The sequence below is a fragment of the Bartonella sp. AC329YNZD genome (genome assembly GCF_042196685.1).
Lineage (GTDB): Bacteria > Pseudomonadota > Alphaproteobacteria > Rhizobiales > Rhizobiaceae > Bartonella.
The window spans coordinates 1-18,683 of record NZ_JBHIQS010000023.1; the positions used below are offsets into that span (position 1 = coordinate 1).

Here is an 18,683-nt window from a genome sequence, read left to right on the forward strand (position 1 = left end):
ACACGTGCAGCCAATGCTGGTGCGACAGTTTCGCAAATGAAAGCGCTTTTTGGCTGGACAGAAGATAAAATGGCATCCCTTTATACCAAAACAGCTGATAGAAAACGACTTGCAATAGAAGCAATCAAAAAGCTACAAAAAGGTTCGGGATAGACATAAAATAAGTTAAAATAATCAACGGAATCAAAACTCCCGAACTTTTATATAACTTATTGATTTTATATAAATATAACGCTCCCTCTCTCTCCGCCATTAATTTAAAACGAACTTTCATATGCTTGATATGACATAGTTTAAAAAGCTCAGCATTTGCAGGATTTTTTATTGTTTGAAATTGACTAGTTCGCGCCGATCTATGCCTGTCATTATGTATACTTAGAAATTACTATTGAATTTTCATCAATTTTATAATTTCTAAGCTCCTCTTCTCTCGATCTTTAGATAACCTGATCTAGCATAAACGATCTCTTCAAATATCATTAAAGGATTTTTGCCATTATCACTAACTTCTGGTAGAGCTTTTAGAATTAATGGTGATCATAGTGCTATTTGCAATTTTGTTGATTAACGGGCTAAATGCGTTTTATCCACATGAGAGATAACGAATACCTCAGCTTTTTTCACGCAATGTGCTCATTTAAAATTAATGTCATGAATATTTGTACAAAATTTTTATCTATACGATAATCAAAAAAAGGCTGACGTAATATAATAATTGAACATCATTCATGCGGCACTTTCTTTTATCTCTAAGCTTTGTATGTAAATAGATAGTCCGTGCAAAATAAATAAAGGGGCGCAAAAGCCTATAAATACACACAGGACGTATAATATAGAAAATGAAAAAAATTTTCCTGCATATAAAAGCACAATAGAGAATAAAGCTGTTATAATGCGCACACTGGCATCGCCTGCCAAAATAACCTCGGCTAAATTTTCACTAGGTGTGATAGCTTGTCCAATTGTTATTCCCGATACCCTAAAATAAAATTGCCCAATACCTAATAAAAACCCCATAATATAAAGGGAATATTGAGTAAAATTTAAATATAAAACAAAAGAGATTGCGATCACGGCAAAAGCCGGTGCCCCCCATACAAAAAAACGAATTAAAGATGGAAATTTCCGTAAATAATAAGATGAGATAAGACCATTGATCACAAAACCCAGTGCTGACAAAGCAAAAATAGAATTTTGAATAGCTGTAAATTTTATGTTATCTGATGTTATAGAAGCAAGAGCAAGTGGCAATAAAACAATAGGCCCCGTATAGAGAGAATTATTCAAAATACGATTAATCGTTAAAAACCGCAACGCAGAAATCCGCCAAAGGCATCTAAAACCAACTCCATAAGCCTTTTGAGATGGCTTTTTTAATAGCTCTTTTACTCTGTTTAGGTGTTGTATAGACTTTATACGAAACCATAAGCTGGCATTCAAAAGATAGATAAATACAATAAAGGCTATGGCTATTTTGTGCCCCAAATGCGCAATTATAAAATATATAAGCAACGGGGATATAATAACAAAAAACTGACAGCAACTAGTATAAAATGCAAAAATTCCAGCTTTTTGTTTGGGAGCTGGAACCAGCAGATTCAAGGCACTATTGTTATTTGGATTATCAGCCCCCATCAAGAGAGAAAGTAAAAAAAATACAAATAAAATAAGCACCGGATTGTTCATAAATAATAAGAAAGACAATAAACAAGCGCAAATAATTTGACTATAAAACCCAATTATAAAGCCTTGATAGTGCGCCAACACATTTCCCAAACATAAACCAGCAATTCCAATTGCGATTAAATTAACGACATTTAAAGTAGCAGACGCTTTTCCCGTTGTATCTTGGAATTGTAACAAAGAAAGGCCAATAGATAATACACCACTAGCACAAAAACTCGTCAAACAACCAATCACAATCATAAGAAACACAGAATTACGCAATAGCCTCTTCCCTCTTAAATAGAGACTCAAGCCATTTTATGATTTTCTCCATTATCGAATATGGTTCGGGACTAAATTCCAGTTTTTCGTAAAATTTTAGTCTAAATGCGTTATAGGCACTTATTTTTCGCAAGTCATCTGTCAGCATGAATTCTATACTTGGTAACGTTGTACGCATAGATTGAGACAAATAATAGGAAATTACTTTCCAATACATATAGGTACGCTCTCTTGCCAAATAATTTCCCAAGGCATATTTCAAGTGACAACCACTTAAAATATATTTCGGACAATGGTGCAACGGATAATAAATAAAAATAGCACCGGCTTCATGTACGGTACAAGAAGAAATATGAATATTTTATCATTTCATAATATTATAAAAACGTTCAGTGAGCAGATCTTCCAAATTTAGTCTAGTCACAACAAGATTGGTTGCTAATTTTTGAGCAACATGAGACAAAACCAATCTTACTGTTAAAGTTCCAATAACCTTTAAGTCAGATTCTGAATAAGCTTTTTTAAAATTCTCCACCTCTATGTTTCTGTGACATATAATAACGAGCTCATCTCGTCTGAATGAACAAGATGTAATTCTAAACCAATATTATCACAAAGTTTTGAGCTCTTGAATTCTCCGTATCCTAATCTGGTATTCTTAAATCATTATAGGAACCGAGAATTTTTAAGTATTCCAACTTTTATTAAACTTTGTAACAATCTATAGGAATCTCCCCTTCACTGACTTCAACAATTATTTTCTCACCACTACAAGAACAAAAAATTATCTTTGAATTTGCTTACTTTTAGAAAGAAAAATGAGCAATACTCTTCCTTAACTAAAAGAAACACGCTCTATACCTTTTTCTTTATGATTATCAAAAAACTATTCCGTTACAATTAACCATCAATCATTAGGATAAATATTCTGCGTTTAGCCTAATAAACTGTTATAATCAATGTTTCTCTCTGTTCTAAAAATCAGCGCTTTTCATTCTAGAGATACTCGTAATTGCTGTAAAATCTTTCCAAAAAAAGCCCCCTTAAACATTGCTATTAACACGATCATCCTGAGAAGTTTTATACATACACACTACATTATACGGAATGCTATGTATTTTAAAACTTACTCAACTAACCAATATTTTCTAATGGGCAAAATAAATCACGAAATTTGTGTGCTGTCACAATTAGAAAAACAATCATATATCTCCCTCTATAATTCAAGAGAATTTCATCGACCTTGTGAATATGTCAATCGCGTATTTTTTTGGAAAATCCCTTTGTATCTTTATAGAGCCTTGTTTTGGCAGCATAATTTTTAATATATCATAAATATTTTTATTTAATTTAATTTTAGAAAACTTAGTCATTATCGTGTTTCATTAAATGATATGAGTAAGGTAGGGATTCAATAGTGTTGTTTTGCAGAAAATATTGCGTCCATTCTCTATTTTGGGGTTCGCCATATTTTCCTAAAAAAGGAGATTTTGTGATAATATCAAAAGGTTCAAGCTTTTTTCCTATAACGAGAATGCATTTTGTTCTGTAGAGAGAAGATCAGAAAAAACACTTAAGCTGGAAAGTTAACATAAATATAGAACTTACTTAATTCTGTTTATATAAGACGGGGTATTGCAAACTATGAATATAGGTTCGCTATGAAAGCAGAACTCCCATAGACGATTGTACATATTTTTTGTATATACTTAGGTCATTCTCGGTTGTCAAAATCTCGCAAATTTTTAAGCATAGATCAGAATTTTTCTCTATAAACTTCGATACTTTGTATGGGGCTGGCTCCTCGAATGCAATAAAAGATGTGTTCTTTCCAAAACTTTTATAATTATCGCAATAAGTTATCAGGTCTTCCATCATATTTTTTGAGGTTAGCTTGTTGTAGAACCCAAATCTAAGCATATTTTTTGAGTATCCATTTACACCAAATAGGCAGAAAAGGCCTAATTGTGTTATTCATGGTTGCATTGAATTCTTTAAAAATGACTTGCTTCCATTTTTAATATTTGTCTATATTTTCAATTATTTGTGCTTCTGAATCCATGTTTTCCTCCCCATTGCTGTATTTTATAAGAAATTGCTACGAATGATCCTCTCCAAAGCTGATAATTCATCATCACTGTGTCCCCAAATTGCTATAATAGCTGGGCAGGTATTTAAATCGATGGTTAGGGGGAGGGGCTCGTTTTCTTTAAAAAAGAGCATAAAATGAACCACATTTTCCCAGGAATAAAGCTTTTGCCGCCATACGTTAACATCTTTTATAATATGACCGTCGATCTCGTTGATAAGGAAGATAATACGCCCTTTTTTCTTAAAGCGACTTGGTGTTTGCGAAAACACGCCTGCAATAAGGTTAACGGAGCTTTCAAGTAAACCATCTTCATAGCAATGCGCGAACAAGGTGGGTGCAATTCCTCCGTGGAGGCGGGCTCCTACTTCGATCATCACTGGACCACGAGCTGTTTGCATGATTTCCATATGCGCAGGTCCATATTCAATCCCCAGCGCGCGAATGCATTGTTTTGCATAAGAGATAAGAGGGGCATAAGAGGGATCTTGAGAATCAAGCACATCAAGTGTTTCATAAACAAAAGTACTTCCATTATGAATACCTTTTTTATATCGTGACAAACTACATATTTTTATAGCCTCTCCCTTTACAACGGCATCGACGATGTATTCTTCTCCCTCCAATCTTTCTTGGAGCAAATAGGCCTCGTTAGGTGCGCCAAAAATATTTTTTTTCTTCCAGTCTATTTCAGAGGTCCACATTACTACTTCCTCAAGATTAGAGAAAAACAAAACACCATCACTCCCTGCAGAATCATTTGGCTTTACCACATAGCCGCTGTGGCTTTCAAAACCATCGAAAGTACAATCGTTTTTTGTAAGAATCTTTGATCGGATGTAAGATAAACCATTTTCACAAAGGCGTTTTTGCATCGCTGCTTTTTTCCGTCGCCAATCGGTAGTCAAGGGGTTATTCCCAAGACAACCATAATAAGCCGCCAATTGCTCTGCACAATAGATACCTCTTTCGGCACCCGCTATTACAGCCTCTATCGTGCCGATAGGAAAGCGTTTCTTTATCTCATCTACACTATGAAGCTTCGTTTCTGCCATGCCCTTTCCCTGATAAGAAAGCATAAAGTGTGAAAAAGGAGCTGCTTGAGAGACAACACCATAACAAGCATAGCCTAATTTTTGCAAAGCAGGGCCATAGAGGGTACCCGTAGAGAAAGGGTCGACAATAAGAATAGGTTTTCTCATACTTTGTTCCGCTGTGATAAAAGGAAAAGAACATAAATAAAGATTATCAATCCTATAAGGGGCAGAAGATAAACAGCTGCTTGAGGACCCATAAGGGCAGAGCTTGTAAGAAGACCAAGGATAACATAACCTGCCGACTGGGAGAGAGTATAAAGCATGCCGCTATAGCTTCCCACCAGCTCTGCTTGAGCCTCTGTTTTGGTGGCTTCAATCGTATGTTTGCGGGCATTAATTCGCATGGTATTCATTGAAAAACCAATAAAAAAGCAAAAGGCCACAGCTAAATAGGGCGATTGTGTGGTGCTAAAAATAAGATCAGCTACGCTCAACATAAGGGCTGGGAGAATAAATTCAAAACGAGGGATTTTGATAAAAGCAGCCAAAAAAGCGCCCATGCCCGCAACCGCACTGCAAAGCCCATAGTATTCAGAGCCAAAATTTTTCACACTCTGAAAAAGAATGGTTGCCAGCGTATTATAAGCGCAAATATGAAAGCCAATAAGTCCTATGCAGACGCATAAAAGTTTAAGCTCACGGGAGAGTCCATCCGCTTGCGGTGTAGGTGCTGGCTTCTTACCTGTTGCAAGTGCTGTGGTATCTGTAGCGTTGTATTCATCGCAAAATATAATATATCCGGCTATAAGGCTTATAATGATGTCAAACACACAAAGTGTCACAATCAAACCATTATAACCGATTTCAGCCGCTGCCCCTCGAGGGCTGGTCGCTTCTAAGAGATAACCACTTAGTGCTGCTCCCAAAAAAGCGCCAATTTGCACCACTGTTTGCATAATTCGGGAAGCCTTTTGGGCGCTAATATAACCACTAAGTGCTAGTTTAGTATTATAAGTCTCGAGTGTGCTTAAGGTAATCAAAGAGAGATAGCCGATAGAGATAGAGACAGCGATAAAACCAAAGGGGGAATCAGCGTAATGGAAAATAGCAATCAATAAAAGAAGGCTATAGATAATGATCCGCCTTTTGTATAAATCGATCAACCGCAGTGAGGCTTTAATGTGCACAAGTCCGCTTTTTTTCAAAAGATAGGGCATAAGGGTGCCTAAAGCCATGGTTACGCCTAGGAAAACCGATGAGGATGTTATGCGATAAGCATTCCAAAGATTACTTAAAAATAAAACCATATCAGAAAGATACAGCAGGACAACAAGCCCATAAAACCGAAACATCAGTTGTTTGTGCACATTATCCCCCCCATTTCAGAATCTCTTCAAAACACACAGTATTATAAATCAGCATACATGTTCAAAAACTGTGAACGTGTACATGTATTGCTGTGCATGTCAAGTTTTTTCGGTAGGAAAAATTGAACGCTGATGTTTATGGTAGAGATAGCTTATTTTCAGGAGAATGAGTAGGATGGAGGCTGGTATTTTTACTGTGTTTCTTGGCAGGGGGCTTGCCAATAAGGGACTATGTCCTAGAGATATATTTTGCACTTTCAAGTTGATTTTGTTTATACTCAAGGTTGAGGTTTTTCTATTGACCGTTGTTAGATGTTGTTGTGACGAATAAACTTCGTTATCTATCAGAAACATTTATGGCATTAGCGCTAAGGTATTGTATTAAAACCTTTACATAGTAGTCTTTTTATAGAGAGAAGGTATTATTGGTTCAGTTTTAGGAGGCTTTATTACGGCTGATTTTGGCGTCGTCGTTGTTTGAGGGCTTATTATAATATTCTTAGTTTCAGTTTATGAATATAGCGAAAATATAGTGAAACATTTGATTCAAAAGCTTTTGCTAGGCATATTTCAATATCTCAGCGATGTTTTCCAAGAATTGCTCTGCTGCTTTTTAACGGAATCGGATATCAAATGCTTATAGCGAGGGAAGTGGTTTGAGAAAAGATAGAGTTGATTTCATTAGATTCCTATGTAGCGGAATCTACTACCAGCTCTTAGGGACAATAAATACTGAGATCGAACTCATTTCTCTACACTTACACGACGCTATAGGAGTAATCCTCGGAAACTCTACTAGAATTCGTTAAAAAATGGCAGGTTATGGAGTGTGATAAAAAAATATATTTTTTACAAATACTTAATCTCATTTTAAGTTGTCTAAAATATAACCTTATCTTAAAACTAAGTCGATATACCGCCATTTATCATAAAGTTAATAAGTTATACAAAATGCGGGAGTATTGTGTTTTTCTGTTTAGAGACGAGTAAAAAAAACACCTTATTAAACATTAAGAGATTTCAGACATAAAACAATTTAACTTATGGAAAGTATATAGACAAAATGTATTTTGATAAAAAAGTTTATAATTCCATGTGGTCTTCAAAGAAATTTCTCGCCATTACTCAACAGAAAAACATATAATACAAACTTTTCAACCCAGTTATTGGTATAGAAATAATCCAGAAATTAGAGATTACTTAGATAATGGAAAAGCAATTGATCCGTTGCTTTTAGCACTCTTATCAGCGACAGATAGACGCAAACATACGCTTGAAATTATTGAACCTTCCTTAACGTCATCGTAAAATTTATTAATTAGGATCGATATGTTTATTCTAGTCTTGCTTATTTTTATGCTCGAGAGCTTTCTGTTGAAAGTGCCTTTAAATTAAATCAATCTATTCTAAGACCTCATATTACATTTTATCTTCATTTACCGCCCATTACTATACTGGAACGGTTGCAGAAAAGGGATGGTTTAAACTTAAAATACGAAGAAAAACTCTCTTTTATTGAAAAAATTTATTTGGAAAGCTAACTGTAATGGGCTTGTTTTAAAAGATTTAGAGAAGAGGAATAGAAAAGTTATCAATATTTATCGTGAGGATAATAGTGTGTTTATTCTTTTAGAGCCAAAGTGTGATGATAGAAGAACGACATGGAGGAGTATACTCGAGCATATTTTAATGCACGGAATAATAAGGGCAATGATGTGAGTGCAGCTTCCATACCGTAAAATTGTTTCACATATGTATAAAGGTGTAGCTTCTGAATAAAACGCACATAAAATATTAAATTTGTTTTTGTCCATAAATGTTCTGTTTTCATAGAAGAATTAATCATACAACAGCACAAAGATTGTAAAAGCCTCAAAAAAGAAATTTTGCTTTCTTAAATTTAATGATCTAAAATGAAAATTGTAAGAATGCCTGTTTTTAAACAGGATGTATCATGCATATCGACTGGGATTCATTTTAGAGGATAATTTATGTTCACTTCAAATTTGAAGGAACGCATTGCTTTATTTGAAAATAGAACTTTTCTCTATTTTACTTTGAGTGGCTTATTTGCTACATTTGGAAGTGGACTAAATTATATTACATTGTCGTGGCTCGCTTACAATCAGACGGGCTCAATCCGTGGTGTAGCGTTGATGATGCTTTTTCTTTGGACGCCTGGCATTATTTTTGCGCCTATTTTTGGCATATTGGCAGATAAATATAACCGTAAAACGCAGATTATTATTTCAAATCTTGTGAGAGGTTTGGTAATCGTAAGCTGGGTAATGCTTTGGCATTTTGGTATAAAAATTGAATTGATGGTCTTATCTGCTCTTTTGGGTATTTTTATCCCTTTTTATATGCCATCAGCTATTTCTTTAATTCAAAGTATTGTGCTGAAGGAACAGCTCATCAATGCAAATGCAACCATCGATATGGTTTATGAACTTGGCACTATCGTAGGTATGGGCTTAAGTGGATTTATACTATCCTATGCAGGAACAAAAGGAACTCTTCTAATAGGTGGTATATTCTTTATCATTGCTGGTTTATTTAATTTTGTAATGAAGGTACCTAAAAACCGAAGATCTAAAAAACAAAACCAGCAAAATTGGTGGGAAAATTATACAGCATCCCTTCATTATTTTAAACAGAATCCGGCTCTTTTTGTACCTTATATAAGCCAGATGATTATTATGACTCTTTTGATGACCATTCCTGTTATTCTCGTTCCTTATATACAAGAGGTTTTACATGCTGATAACAGGACCTTTGCAATATTTGAGGTGCTTTATTCTATGGGCGTATTGACAGGTGCGTTTTTTTCACCACTTCTTTGTAAAGTTTTATCGATAAGGAAAACATTAGCCATTTTATTAGCTTTTATGGCTATTGGCCTCGCTATTTTATCTGTTAATACACACAATTTTGTTGTTTTTCCTGTTTACTTTATGATTGGATTTGGACTTTCGAGTTGGGCTCTTTCGATTTCTTTATCACAACTCTCTTGTGATCCTGAATACCAAGGAAGATTGCAGGCAAGTTTTAATGGTATCTCTGGATGCTTGATCCTCGGATTCTATCTCATTATGGCAAGCGATAACAGTAGCATATCACCTCAATCGATATATTTTTTTCAAAGCATTGTTGCGTTTGTTGGAATTCTCATTGTACTGTTTTATAAACATGAAAAACAATAAATTGGCTTTAAGTGTGGTAAAATACGCTATTTTATAAACATTTATGTTGTGGTATATTTCATATTTTTCTTTTAAAGGGGTGGTGAGCAAATGGAAAGTTAGTGCTTAATAAATAAAGCATAAATTGATATATGCTAGAGAATACTCCCTATTTTTTGATAATAACCCAAAAGAATTGATGCGTCTCTCTAATTCATCTCACTGTTGTTAAGAAGACGAAAACGTAACACTTTAAATCTTCTTGAAAGTTTTTTGTCTAAGCGTAGTAGAAAGTAAAGCGACGATGTAATATCTTATCATATGGGGGGAGTATTGCATTATTTTTGTTTTTCAAAATCCATATGAAAAATTGTATCAATTTCATCCTCGTTGGTATGAGTGTTTCTGCGACGATGCAAGGTTTGCACAATCTCTTTTTTTAAAACAGCATCTGTTTCACTTAAACGGTGAATACTGAGTTCCAATTCAAGAGATAATGCTAAATCCACGCACAGTTTAAGCTCTTCTCCAATGTCGAAACCGCGTTGATAGTCGTCATAAAGACCAACCAGTGTATCAGATAATTCTTTATCGCATAAAGAGGTCATGCTTAATTCCTCAACGTTGCGGGTTTCCATGCAGCTTTTTTAAGTATCACTCCACTATCATCACTTAAAATTGCCATGTATACGAACCTCATGGTTTTGTCAATTTTCTGCAAAATACGCGCTTTTAAATCAAAGCCTATTAAAGATTTTATTACTCCAAGATTTTGAAGCGCCCAATTGTAAATATGGATGGCAATGTGTTTACTATAGAATTTATAGCATTTAAAATACATTGCCAAAAGGCTTTTAATATGCGTAGAGGAAGAGTATTCTGACGATAAACCAAAAACCCTGAAATCTCTATTGCCAGTTACAGCTAAATCAGTGCCATTAATATATAAAATAAGCAAACAGGGTTTGTAAACGTCTAACTTTTTAATAACGAGTGATAATCTCATTTTTTGTAGAATACCAATTATTTTGCCTATTTTATATTGATTTTTAGACATTGATAAACTTTTTACCTTATAAAACCTATGGGAAATGCATTAGCATATTTTTGTAATAAAATTTCAGTGGTATATTGCACAGCATGAAATGAAGAGAATCGTATTAGGCTTTTTGCTTTTGAAAGAATATGACTGCAACTTTTGAGAAAGCAGTTGGCAAGAATTGGCTTGGCATGCAAACTGATAGAGTTGGCATTGGCGCATTTAGTTTTTTCATTGGCCTGTGTCCAAATGTTTTTGACTCTGGAAAATAGCCTCTGATAGGCTTGAGTTTTTCCAAGGTTATATTACAGGGGCGCAGCTCAGAAAAATACCACAGCGATTGCATTTTTTGTAATTGTCATAATTTTCGCTCCTGCTTAAATGGATACTGTAACATCCGTTTTTGTGGGGTTATGTATGTGATAACTGCTCTTCTTAAGGGGCAGTAACGATAAATATAATTATTTAGTCAACAATTATATTGATTTTGGAGTGTTTTTTTGGCTCGTCCGGAAGCAAAACCTAAAACTGAGTTGGCAAAACGTTTTCGTGAAGTGCGTCACGCTCTTGGTTTCACAGAGCGTAAGCAGTTTGCTGAACATCTTGGTATCACTGCTGGCTCTATAGGAACTTATGAAACTGGTATAAGTGAGCCTACAGCCTCTGCGCTCTCCAAATATCAAGAAATTTGTGGTGTTTCATTAGATTGGTTAGTAACAGGCAATGGTGATATGTTTTCAGATATGGCAAAGGCGAAAGCAGCTGGTTTTAAACCGCAGGCGATTCCTGCTGGGCTGATGAAAAAGCTTGGACATTTAGTTTATACGACCTATCATGATGCAAAAATAACACTTTCTCCTGAAGATGTTGCGGAATTAGCAGCAGAGCTTTATGGAAGATTGCAAGAGCTTATTCAAAACCTCAATGATATAGAAGAAATCGACGCCACTTTGCCGCTTTTAAAATTACATTTGAGACGTAAAATCGAAGCTGAAAAAACACCTCTAGCAACTTCATAAGATACGAATGAACAGCTTTTTAAAAAAATAAAACTTTTTTGATTTTCTGCTGTATAACCAAGTTTGGAATGTGAAAATCTCACGATTTTCGAGTCTCTTATTCGATCTGAAAAACGAGAAACTATTATTATAAATCAATATATTTCTCTGATTAAAGATAAAATGGTTCATAAAAAGAATGACGAGTAGTGATACAAACAAAATTTCTTCAAAATGAAGCGAGTATAGCATCATTCCTGAAATATTTGTTGGTTGAAGAAAAGATACGGACAACGGTGAAAATACAGTGGGTTATGTGAGAGGAAAGAGTTTAGAAAACAGCTTTAGTGAAAATACAAGGACGGTGTTTGATGACTATGAAGGGGAACAGACATGAAAGAAAGAAGAACGAAAGCTTATTTATAGCGCTTTTATCTTTTTATGAAGATGATAAGATGAGCACGTTAAAACTTTTTACAGAGCGTGCATCATTATATTTAAGACAGATTTCTTTCAAAGGTGTGCATCATATATTGAAACAGATTACTTCGCAGCAAAGAGTGATGTTATCATGATAATTGTCATTATTACATTATGCTATAAGTTAAAAAATCATAAATTTGTGCTTATAAGAACAGCTATTTTATTGAGAAGTATTTTTATAAATTTATAAAAAATTATTTTTACACTCTTGCCATTCTTTTAATGCGCTTTATTTGAAAGGTAGAATTGCTCTTTAGTGAAACTATTTTTGTTAAGAGATAAATCGCAGTGTTTTTGAATGGAGATAACGGTATATTTTCAAAGTTTTGTGTTTTTATTTATTTTTTAGCTTGAATCCCTCTAGCTAAAAGGGTTGGGGACTTTTCTAGATTCGATGTTGTTGCAAAGATTTTAGGGCGATGCCGTAAAAAATAGCGGTATCGTAGGGGGAGGGTTTTGTCTTGATTTATTGGTTTTTGAAGTGCGCAAACTGAGGGTTTTGCCATGAGTGTTTCCGCGCGTTGTAATGATGTTGAACTCTGTTGGAGGAGGTTCTTATGAAAAAAAAATATTCCACACCAAATTTAATTAAAGTTGTCTCTCTTAGTACGGTAATGGCGACACTCTTATCGAGTGTTTCTCCTGTTTTTGCGGCGAATCTCTCAATAACAGGAGAGCTAGTTAGAAGCACAAGTGGTGCTAGTGTCATGTATCCGTATGGTAGTCATGGGAGTGTTGTTTTTGCTGGTGATGATGACTACTGTGGTGCAGACAATGTTATTGGTCGTGGTGGTAAACAACAGCAGGTAATTCCTGATACTGGACGAATAACTGCAGAGGAGCAATATAATAGATTTATTACTGATCAAGAGTTTAACAGTCGTCATCCTTATGGTACGACCACTGAAAAGGTTATTTGGACGGGTGATGGACACACGGCTAGGGCTGATGGTAGAGTTTTGGGTGGTTATATGGGGACATTTTCCACCAGTGGTTTTGCTAGCGCTATGCCTGAGGCTTACGGTGTTTATTCTTTTGCTACGGGGTGTGGGTCTGCAGCGACGGGTAATTATTCAACCGTTTTGGGTGCAGGTGCAACGGCGAAGGCTGGAGGAGCTCAAGCCTTTGGTGTTTCCGCACTTGCAAGTGGTAAAGCAGCTGTTGCTATGGGGGTTGGTTCAGAGGCATCGGGGGAATCTTCAGTTGCTATTGGAGGACTTGCAACTGCTTCTGGTGACAGTAGTATTGCTTTAGGTACAAAAGTTAAGGCAGAAAAGAGTTATACGATTGCTATAGGTACAGATGCTGAAGCTTTGGGGTCAGGTGCTATTGCAATAGGGGTCAGGCGCTCTGACAGAACCGAAGAAAATAATCCTAACAGAAAAGTAACAGCGAAGGGAGAAAACGCGATTGCTATAGGTACACATACCTATGCTGAAACGGAAGATTCTGTTGCTATTGGCGCAAATGCACAAGTAACGGTGTATGACGGTGTTGCTATCGGTGGTGGCTCGGTCTCTGATAGGAACAAGGGCGTTAAGGGGTATGACCCTTACCTTAATGGTGATTCGACAGAAACCGGTATGGCATGGAAAAGCACAGCAGGTGCTTTTAGCGTTGGTGAAGTTGGTGGTACTAGTAATGGTAACCTAACACGACAAATTACAGGGGTCGCTGCTGGAAGTGAAGATACCGATGCGGTAAACGTGGCGCAACTAAAAGCTATGAGAGATGTCATAGCAGGGGCAGGGGGTTGGAAACTTTCTGCTAACGATACAGATCCTACAGACGTGAATCCAAGCAATACCGTAGATTTTTCAGTGAAAAATAGTGAAGTAGGAAAAGATAACTTAAAGATTGCAAAAAAAACTGAAGATACTAAGCATAAAATTGAATTTACTTTGAGTGATATTCTCAAACTTACAAGCGTCACCACAGGCCAAAGCACGATGAGTGATGATGGTTTTATTATTGATAATGGTCCAATGATGACTATTGATGGTATTGATGCGGCCAAGCAAAAGATCACAAACGTAGCAGATGGGTCTGAACCTAACGATGCAGTGAATTATAAGCAGTTGCAAGAGGTGAAAAACGCGAACAAAACGAGTTGGCAGCTTGCTGTTAACGGTGGAAATGCTACGGCTATTGGTCCAAATGGTACAGTAAATTTTCAGTCAGCTGACAATAAAGGTACAAAAAATATCAAGATCGAAAAAGATAATGATCACAATGTCACATTTGATCTAGCTGATGATATTCAGGTAATGACTGTCACAGCAGGAGAAAGCGTTATGAGTGCTGTTGGCTTTGGGTTTACTGATGGTAATGGACCGAGCATAACTGTTAATGGTATTCATGCTGGTGATAAAACGATTAAAGGAGTAGCGGCAGGGGAAGAAGATACTGATGCTGTAAATTATAAGCAGTTGACAGAGGTAAGAACACTTGCTGAAGCAGGCTGGAAACTTTCTGTTGATGGGAACAATGCTACAGATGTTAAAGCTGGGAGTACAGTAGATCTTATTGCGGCTGTGGGTGAAGACGGTAGCAAAAATATAAAAATTGCAAAAGACAGTAATCAAGTTACATTTTCTCTGAATGATACTCTTAAGTTGACGAGTGTTACGACAGGGAACAGCATTATGAGCAACGATGGCTTTACGTTTATTGATGGTAATGGACCAAGCATAACTTTAAATGGTATTAATGCTGGTGATAAAAAAATTACAGGAGTAGCTAAGGGGGCAGAAGAAACCGATGCTGTAAATTATAAGCAGTTGACAGAGGTAAGAACACTTGCAGAAAATGGCTGGAAACTTTCTGTTGATGGTAATAATGCTACAGATGTTAAAGCTGGGAGTACAGTAGATTTTGTTGCTGGTGAAAATGAAGATGGTAGCAAAAATATAAAAATTGCAAAAGACAGTAATCAAGTTACATTTTCTCTGAATGATACTCTTAAGCTCACGAGTGTCACGACAGGCAACAGCATTATGAGCAACGATGGCTTTAAGTTTGTTGATGGAGGACCAAGCATAACTGTGAAAGGTATTGATGCTGGTAGCAAAAAGATTACAAAAGTGAAAGCTGGTACTGATGATACTGATGCAGTAAATTATAAACAGCTGAAAGACTTTACAGCGGGGATGGAAACGGGCTGGAAGCTTTCTGTTGATGGTGATAATGCTACAGATGTTGAAGCAGGAAGTACAGTAAAGTTTGTTGCAGTTAAGCATAAAGACGATGATAATAATGAGAGTGAGAACACAAATATAAAAATTACCAGAGGTGATAACAATGAAGTAAAGTTTGATTTAAGCGAATATATTAAAGTTGGTCGTGTAGAAACAGGGGATAGCAGAATGAGTAATGCCGGTTTCATGATCAAAGATGGCCCAAGAATGACCAAGGGTGGTATTCATGCCGCCAATACAAAAATTACAGGAGTCGCAGATGGTAGCAATGAGCATGATGCTGTTAACCTTTCACAATTATATAAAATGAAGTTTGAGATAGAAGACAATAGTCTTGTTAAATGGAGTAAAAGTAAAAAAAATATTACCATTGGTGCTGAAAAAGAAGGTATCGAAATCAATATTGCGAACTCTGAAGGCAGAGATCGAATTATTTCTGGCGTTGCAGTTGGAAAAGTCAGTTCCGATTCAACAGAAGCAATAAATGGCCATCAACTGTTTAATTATATTACTAATATAGTAGATTTTTTTGGTGGTGAGGAGACAGATATACTTAATGGTATCAAACCAACATTTACTGTTCAGAATACAAAACACGACAATGTAATGGATGCTTTCGCTGCTGTTGATACTTCTATCACAGATATTTATAGTCAGATTAATAATGTAACAGAAAACAGTCTTGTTAAATGGAAAGAAGATCAGAAGCTTATTACCATTGGTAAAGAAAAAGGCGGTACGAAAATTGATATTACAGGTACTGAGGGAGAGCGAACCATTGCAGGTGTGAAAAATGGAAAGATTTCAGAAGATTCAACAGAAGCGATAAATGGTAGTCAGGTCACAAAGATATCTGGAGATGTTGCAAAATTCTTTGGTGGGGATGCAGCATTTCAGGATGGTGCTTTTATAGGCCCTAGATATAATCTATCTAAAGTATCTGCAGATGGTAGCGTAGAACAGAAAACCTTTAAAAATGTTGGTGATGCTTTGACAGAGCTTGATGCAAATGTCAAAAATGTGAATAGTCGTATAAAGTATGTAGATAATAAATTTGATAAGTTCTCTCAAGATGCTTTGCTTTGGGATGATGGTAAACAAGCATTTGCTGCACGTCATGAAAAAGACGGACGTAAAACAGATAGTAAGATTACTTACCTTTTAAATGGTGATATTTCAGAAGAGTCAACAGACGCAATCAATGGTTCCCAAATTCATTCTATGGGCAGTGACATTGCAAAATTCTTTGGTGGTAATACCTCGTTTGAAAATGGTATTTTTGTTGGACCACAGTATAATTTATCTACCGTTTCTGCAGATGGTAAGGTAGAACAGAAAATCTTTGACAATGTTGGTGAGGCTCTTGAAGGACTTGATGTAAATGTCAAAAATGTGAATAAACATATACAATATGTAGACAAGAAATTTGATGATAAATTTGATAAATTTTCTCAAGACGCGTTACTTTGGAGTGAAGAGGAGCAAGCGTTTGTTGCACTTCATGAAAAAGACGGACGTAAAACAGATAGTAAGATTAAGTTCCTTGCGGATGGTGATATTTCAGGAGATTCAACAGATGCAATAAATGGTTCTCAACTTTATAAGATGGGCGATAAGATTGCAAATTATTTTGGCGGTGGTGCTCGCTATGAGAATGGAGAGTGGAGCGAACCTACTTTCAAAGTTTCTCAGCGTAATGAGGATGGCACTATTGTTGAGAAAAAGCATCATAATGTCGCTGATGCTTTTGAAGGTGTCGATAATTCTATTACGGATATCTATAATCAGATTAACAATGTAACAGAAAATAGCCTTGTAAAACAGGAGGGAGAAGATGGTCTTATTACAGTTGGTAAGGCGACAGGTGGTGCTAAAATAAGCATTGCAAATAAAGATAATCAAGAGAGAACACTTTCTGGTGTAAAAGATGGAGAACTTTCTCAAACATCTACTGAAGCAGTAAATGGTTCACAGCTTTTTGCTACGAATGAGAAGGTTACAACTGTTACTGATAATCTTAAAACAGTCGCTCAAAATACATCGAAATATTTTGGTGGTAGTACAGATGTATTGAACGGTATAGAACCAGCTTTCCTTATTCAGGGGGAGGCCTATCATAATGTTACGGAAGCGTTTACAGGTGTTAATACTTCTATCACAAATATTGATAATAAGATTTCCGAAGTGGTAAAAAATAGTCTTGTTAAGCAAGACGGAGTTTCTGCTCCTATCACTATTGGTAAGGATACAGCTGGTACTGAAATCAATATTGCGGGATATGCTGGTGTAGCGCGTTCTATTTCTGGTGTTAAGGCAGCAGAGAAGGGTGATGAAGCTGTTAACAAAGACCAACTTGATAAAAGCATAGATAAGATTTCTAAAGATATTGATACAGTAACTGCAGCAGCAGTTCTCTACGATAAAGGTGAAAATGGCAATGTTAATTACAGTAGTGTAACTTTAGGTGGCGATAAGAGCAATGGGCCAGTTGCTCTCCTGAATGTTAAAGATGGTGCAATTTCCCAGGATTCTCGTGATGCAATCAATGGTAGCCAGATTAATAAAATATCAGGAGATATTGCAAATTACTTTGGTGGTGGTGCCTCATTCGAAAATGGTGCTTTTAAACAACCAAAATATAGCTTATCTACCATTGTTGAAGATGGCCAAGTAGCAAAAGTTAACTATTATAATGTTGGTGATGCTTTGACGGGGCTTGATGCGAATGTCAAAAGTGTGAATCAGCGCTTAACGAATGTATCCAATGAGTTTAATCAGAAAATTGAAGGTATCTCAAAAGATGCTTTATTGTGGGATGATGGAGAAGGAGCATTTGTTGCACGTCATGAAAAAGATGGGCAGAAGACAAAGAGCAAATTGAAGTATCTTTTGGATGGTGAGATTGCCGAAGGTTCAACGGATGCCATTACAGGGAACCAGCTTTATCTCATGAGCAATAAGCTTGCTAATTATTTCGGTGGTGGTGCTAAATATGCGAATGGTCAATGGACAGACCCTACCTTCAAGATTTCTAAAGTCGATGAGAATGGCAATACTGCTGAGAAAGAGCACCATAATGTCGCTGATGCTTTTGGTGATATTAATACGGGGATGTCAAATATTAATAACCGTATTAATGATGTCATCAACAAGGTTGATTCAGATGTTCTACACTGGAATAAGGAGAAAGGAGCCTATGACGCTAACCATGATGGTCAACCAAGTAAAATTATCAATGTAGCCGATGGTAAAGTTGAAAAAGATTCAAAAGATGCGGTTAATGGTGGACAACTTTGGGAAACCAATGAACGTATCACTGGTGTTGAAAAAGATGTTAAGCATAT

The 18,683-nt window shown here is 36.0% G+C and carries 14 protein-coding genes and 2 pseudogenes; 6 read left to right on the forward strand and 10 right to left on the reverse strand.

Annotation, left to right across the window (positions count from 1 at the left end; translation table 11 throughout):
• Positions 1-153, forward strand: a pseudogene (locus tag ACFIMW_RS08225) (integrase); the annotation flags it as partial.
• 573 nt (positions 154-726) lie between these two features.
• Here ACFIMW_RS08225 and ACFIMW_RS08230 read toward each other — a convergent pair.
• The 7 genes from ACFIMW_RS08230 to ACFIMW_RS08260 all read right to left on the reverse strand — a co-directional run bounded on the left by ACFIMW_RS08230 (position 727) and on the right by ACFIMW_RS08260 (position 6,425).
• Complete coding sequence (locus ACFIMW_RS08230) at positions 727-1,947, reverse strand: MFS transporter (protein WP_375608754.1); 1,221 nt, start codon at positions 1,945-1,947, stop codon at positions 727-729.
• Between the two features lie 364 nt (positions 1,948-2,311).
• Positions 2,312-2,482 carry a hypothetical protein gene (locus ACFIMW_RS08235; protein ID WP_375614161.1) on the reverse strand — a complete coding sequence of 57 codons (171 nt, stop codon included), beginning with the start codon at positions 2,480-2,482 and terminating at the stop codon, positions 2,312-2,314.
• Between the two features lie 830 nt (positions 2,483-3,312).
• Complete coding sequence (locus tag ACFIMW_RS08240; protein ID WP_375606230.1) at positions 3,313-3,483, reverse strand: YqcI/YcgG family protein; 171 nt, start codon at positions 3,481-3,483, stop codon at positions 3,313-3,315.
• Between the two features lie 68 nt (positions 3,484-3,551).
• Positions 3,552-3,641: a YqcI/YcgG family protein gene (locus ACFIMW_RS08245; RefSeq protein WP_375606207.1), complete on the reverse strand. Its 90-nt coding sequence runs from the start codon at positions 3,639-3,641 to the stop codon at positions 3,552-3,554.
• Positions 3,607-3,867 (reverse strand): hypothetical protein, encoded by a 261-nt coding sequence (locus tag ACFIMW_RS08250; RefSeq protein WP_375606208.1) that lies wholly within the window; start codon positions 3,865-3,867, stop codon positions 3,607-3,609. Before ACFIMW_RS08250 ends, ACFIMW_RS08245 begins: the two co-directional genes overlap by 35 nt.
• A gap of 165 nt (positions 3,868-4,032) precedes the next feature.
• A complete protein-coding gene (locus ACFIMW_RS08255; RefSeq protein ID WP_375608753.1) occupies positions 4,033-5,238 on the reverse strand; it encodes an ATP-grasp domain-containing protein in 1,206 nt (401 codons plus the stop codon).
• Positions 5,235-6,425, reverse strand: a complete 1,191-nt coding sequence (locus tag ACFIMW_RS08260; protein ID WP_375608755.1) for a hypothetical protein — start codon at positions 6,423-6,425, stop codon at positions 5,235-5,237. The genes ACFIMW_RS08255 and ACFIMW_RS08260 overlap by 4 nt, the downstream gene beginning before the upstream one ends.
• A gap of 1,110 nt (positions 6,426-7,535) precedes the next feature.
• Between ACFIMW_RS08260 and ACFIMW_RS08265 the strand changes: the two genes are divergently transcribed.
• The 3 genes and pseudogenes from ACFIMW_RS08265 to ACFIMW_RS08275 all read left to right on the forward strand — a co-directional run bounded on the left by ACFIMW_RS08265 (position 7,536) and on the right by ACFIMW_RS08275 (position 9,643).
• Entirely contained in the window at positions 7,536-7,748 is a 213-nt protein-coding gene (locus tag ACFIMW_RS08265) for a hypothetical protein (protein ID WP_375606210.1), read from the forward strand.
• Between the two features lie 26 nt (positions 7,749-7,774).
• Positions 7,775-7,981, forward strand: a pseudogene (locus ACFIMW_RS08270) (hypothetical protein); the annotation flags it as partial.
• A 450-nt stretch (positions 7,982-8,431) separates the two neighbouring features.
• Positions 8,432-9,643: an MFS transporter gene (locus ACFIMW_RS08275; RefSeq protein ID WP_375606211.1), complete on the forward strand. Its 1,212-nt coding sequence runs from the start codon at positions 8,432-8,434 to the stop codon at positions 9,641-9,643.
• Between the two features lie 317 nt (positions 9,644-9,960).
• Here ACFIMW_RS08275 and ACFIMW_RS08280 read toward each other — a convergent pair whose 3' ends face one another.
• Together ACFIMW_RS08280 and ACFIMW_RS08285 are read right to left on the reverse strand one after the other, a co-directional pair.
• The gene (locus ACFIMW_RS08280) at positions 9,961-10,230 is read right to left on the reverse strand and encodes a hypothetical protein (protein ID WP_375608752.1); all 270 of its coding nucleotides are present in this window, start codon (positions 10,228-10,230) and stop codon (positions 9,961-9,963) included.
• 2 nt (positions 10,231-10,232) lie between these two features.
• Positions 10,233-10,679, reverse strand: coding sequence for a hypothetical protein (locus tag ACFIMW_RS08285; RefSeq protein ID WP_375608751.1), 447 nt, complete (start codon positions 10,677-10,679; stop codon positions 10,233-10,235).
• Positions 10,680-11,161: 482 nt separating this feature from the next.
• On the opposite strand from ACFIMW_RS08285, the gene ACFIMW_RS08290 reads away from it, so the two are divergent.
• On the forward strand, positions 11,162-11,680 hold the full coding sequence (locus tag ACFIMW_RS08290; RefSeq protein WP_375608750.1) for a helix-turn-helix domain-containing protein: 519 nt from the start codon (positions 11,162-11,164) through the stop codon (positions 11,678-11,680).
• A gap of 800 nt (positions 11,681-12,480) precedes the next feature.
• Here ACFIMW_RS08290 and ACFIMW_RS08295 read toward each other — a convergent pair.
• Positions 12,481-12,648, reverse strand: a complete 168-nt coding sequence (locus ACFIMW_RS08295; RefSeq protein WP_375617372.1) for a hypothetical protein — start codon at positions 12,646-12,648, stop codon at positions 12,481-12,483.
• A 51-nt stretch (positions 12,649-12,699) separates the two neighbouring features.
• On the opposite strand from ACFIMW_RS08295, the gene ACFIMW_RS08300 reads away from it, so the two are divergent.
• Positions 12,700-18,683 (forward strand): hypothetical protein (locus tag ACFIMW_RS08300; protein ID WP_375608749.1); only part of this gene is annotated, 5,984 nt, incomplete at its 3' end.

Coding starts and splice junctions, on each gene's coding strand:
- ACFIMW_RS08255 (WP_375608753.1), bottom strand. CDS start 5,238: ATGAGAAAACCTATTCTTATTGTCGACCCTTTCTCTACGGGTACCCTC.
- ACFIMW_RS08275 (WP_375606211.1), top strand. CDS start 8,432: ATGTTCACTTCAAATTTGAAGGAACGCATTGCTTTATTTGAAAATAGA.
- ACFIMW_RS08285 (WP_375608751.1), bottom strand. CDS start 10,679: ATGTCTAAAAATCAATATAAAATAGGCAAAATAATTGGTATTCTACAA.
- ACFIMW_RS08245 (WP_375606207.1), bottom strand. CDS start 3,641: ATGTACAATCGTCTATGGGAGTTCTGCTTTCATAGCGAACCTATATTC.
- ACFIMW_RS08260 (WP_375608755.1), bottom strand. CDS start 6,425: ATGTTTCGGTTTTATGGGCTTGTTGTCCTGCTGTATCTTTCTGATATG.
- ACFIMW_RS08280 (WP_375608752.1), bottom strand. CDS start 10,230: ATGACCTCTTTATGCGATAAAGAATTATCTGATACACTGGTTGGTCTT.
- ACFIMW_RS08295 (WP_375617372.1), bottom strand. CDS start 12,648: ATGGCAAAACCCTCAGTTTGCGCACTTCAAAAACCAATAAATCAAGAC.
- ACFIMW_RS08250 (WP_375606208.1), bottom strand. CDS start 3,867: ATGCTTAGATTTGGGTTCTACAACAAGCTAACCTCAAAAAATATGATG.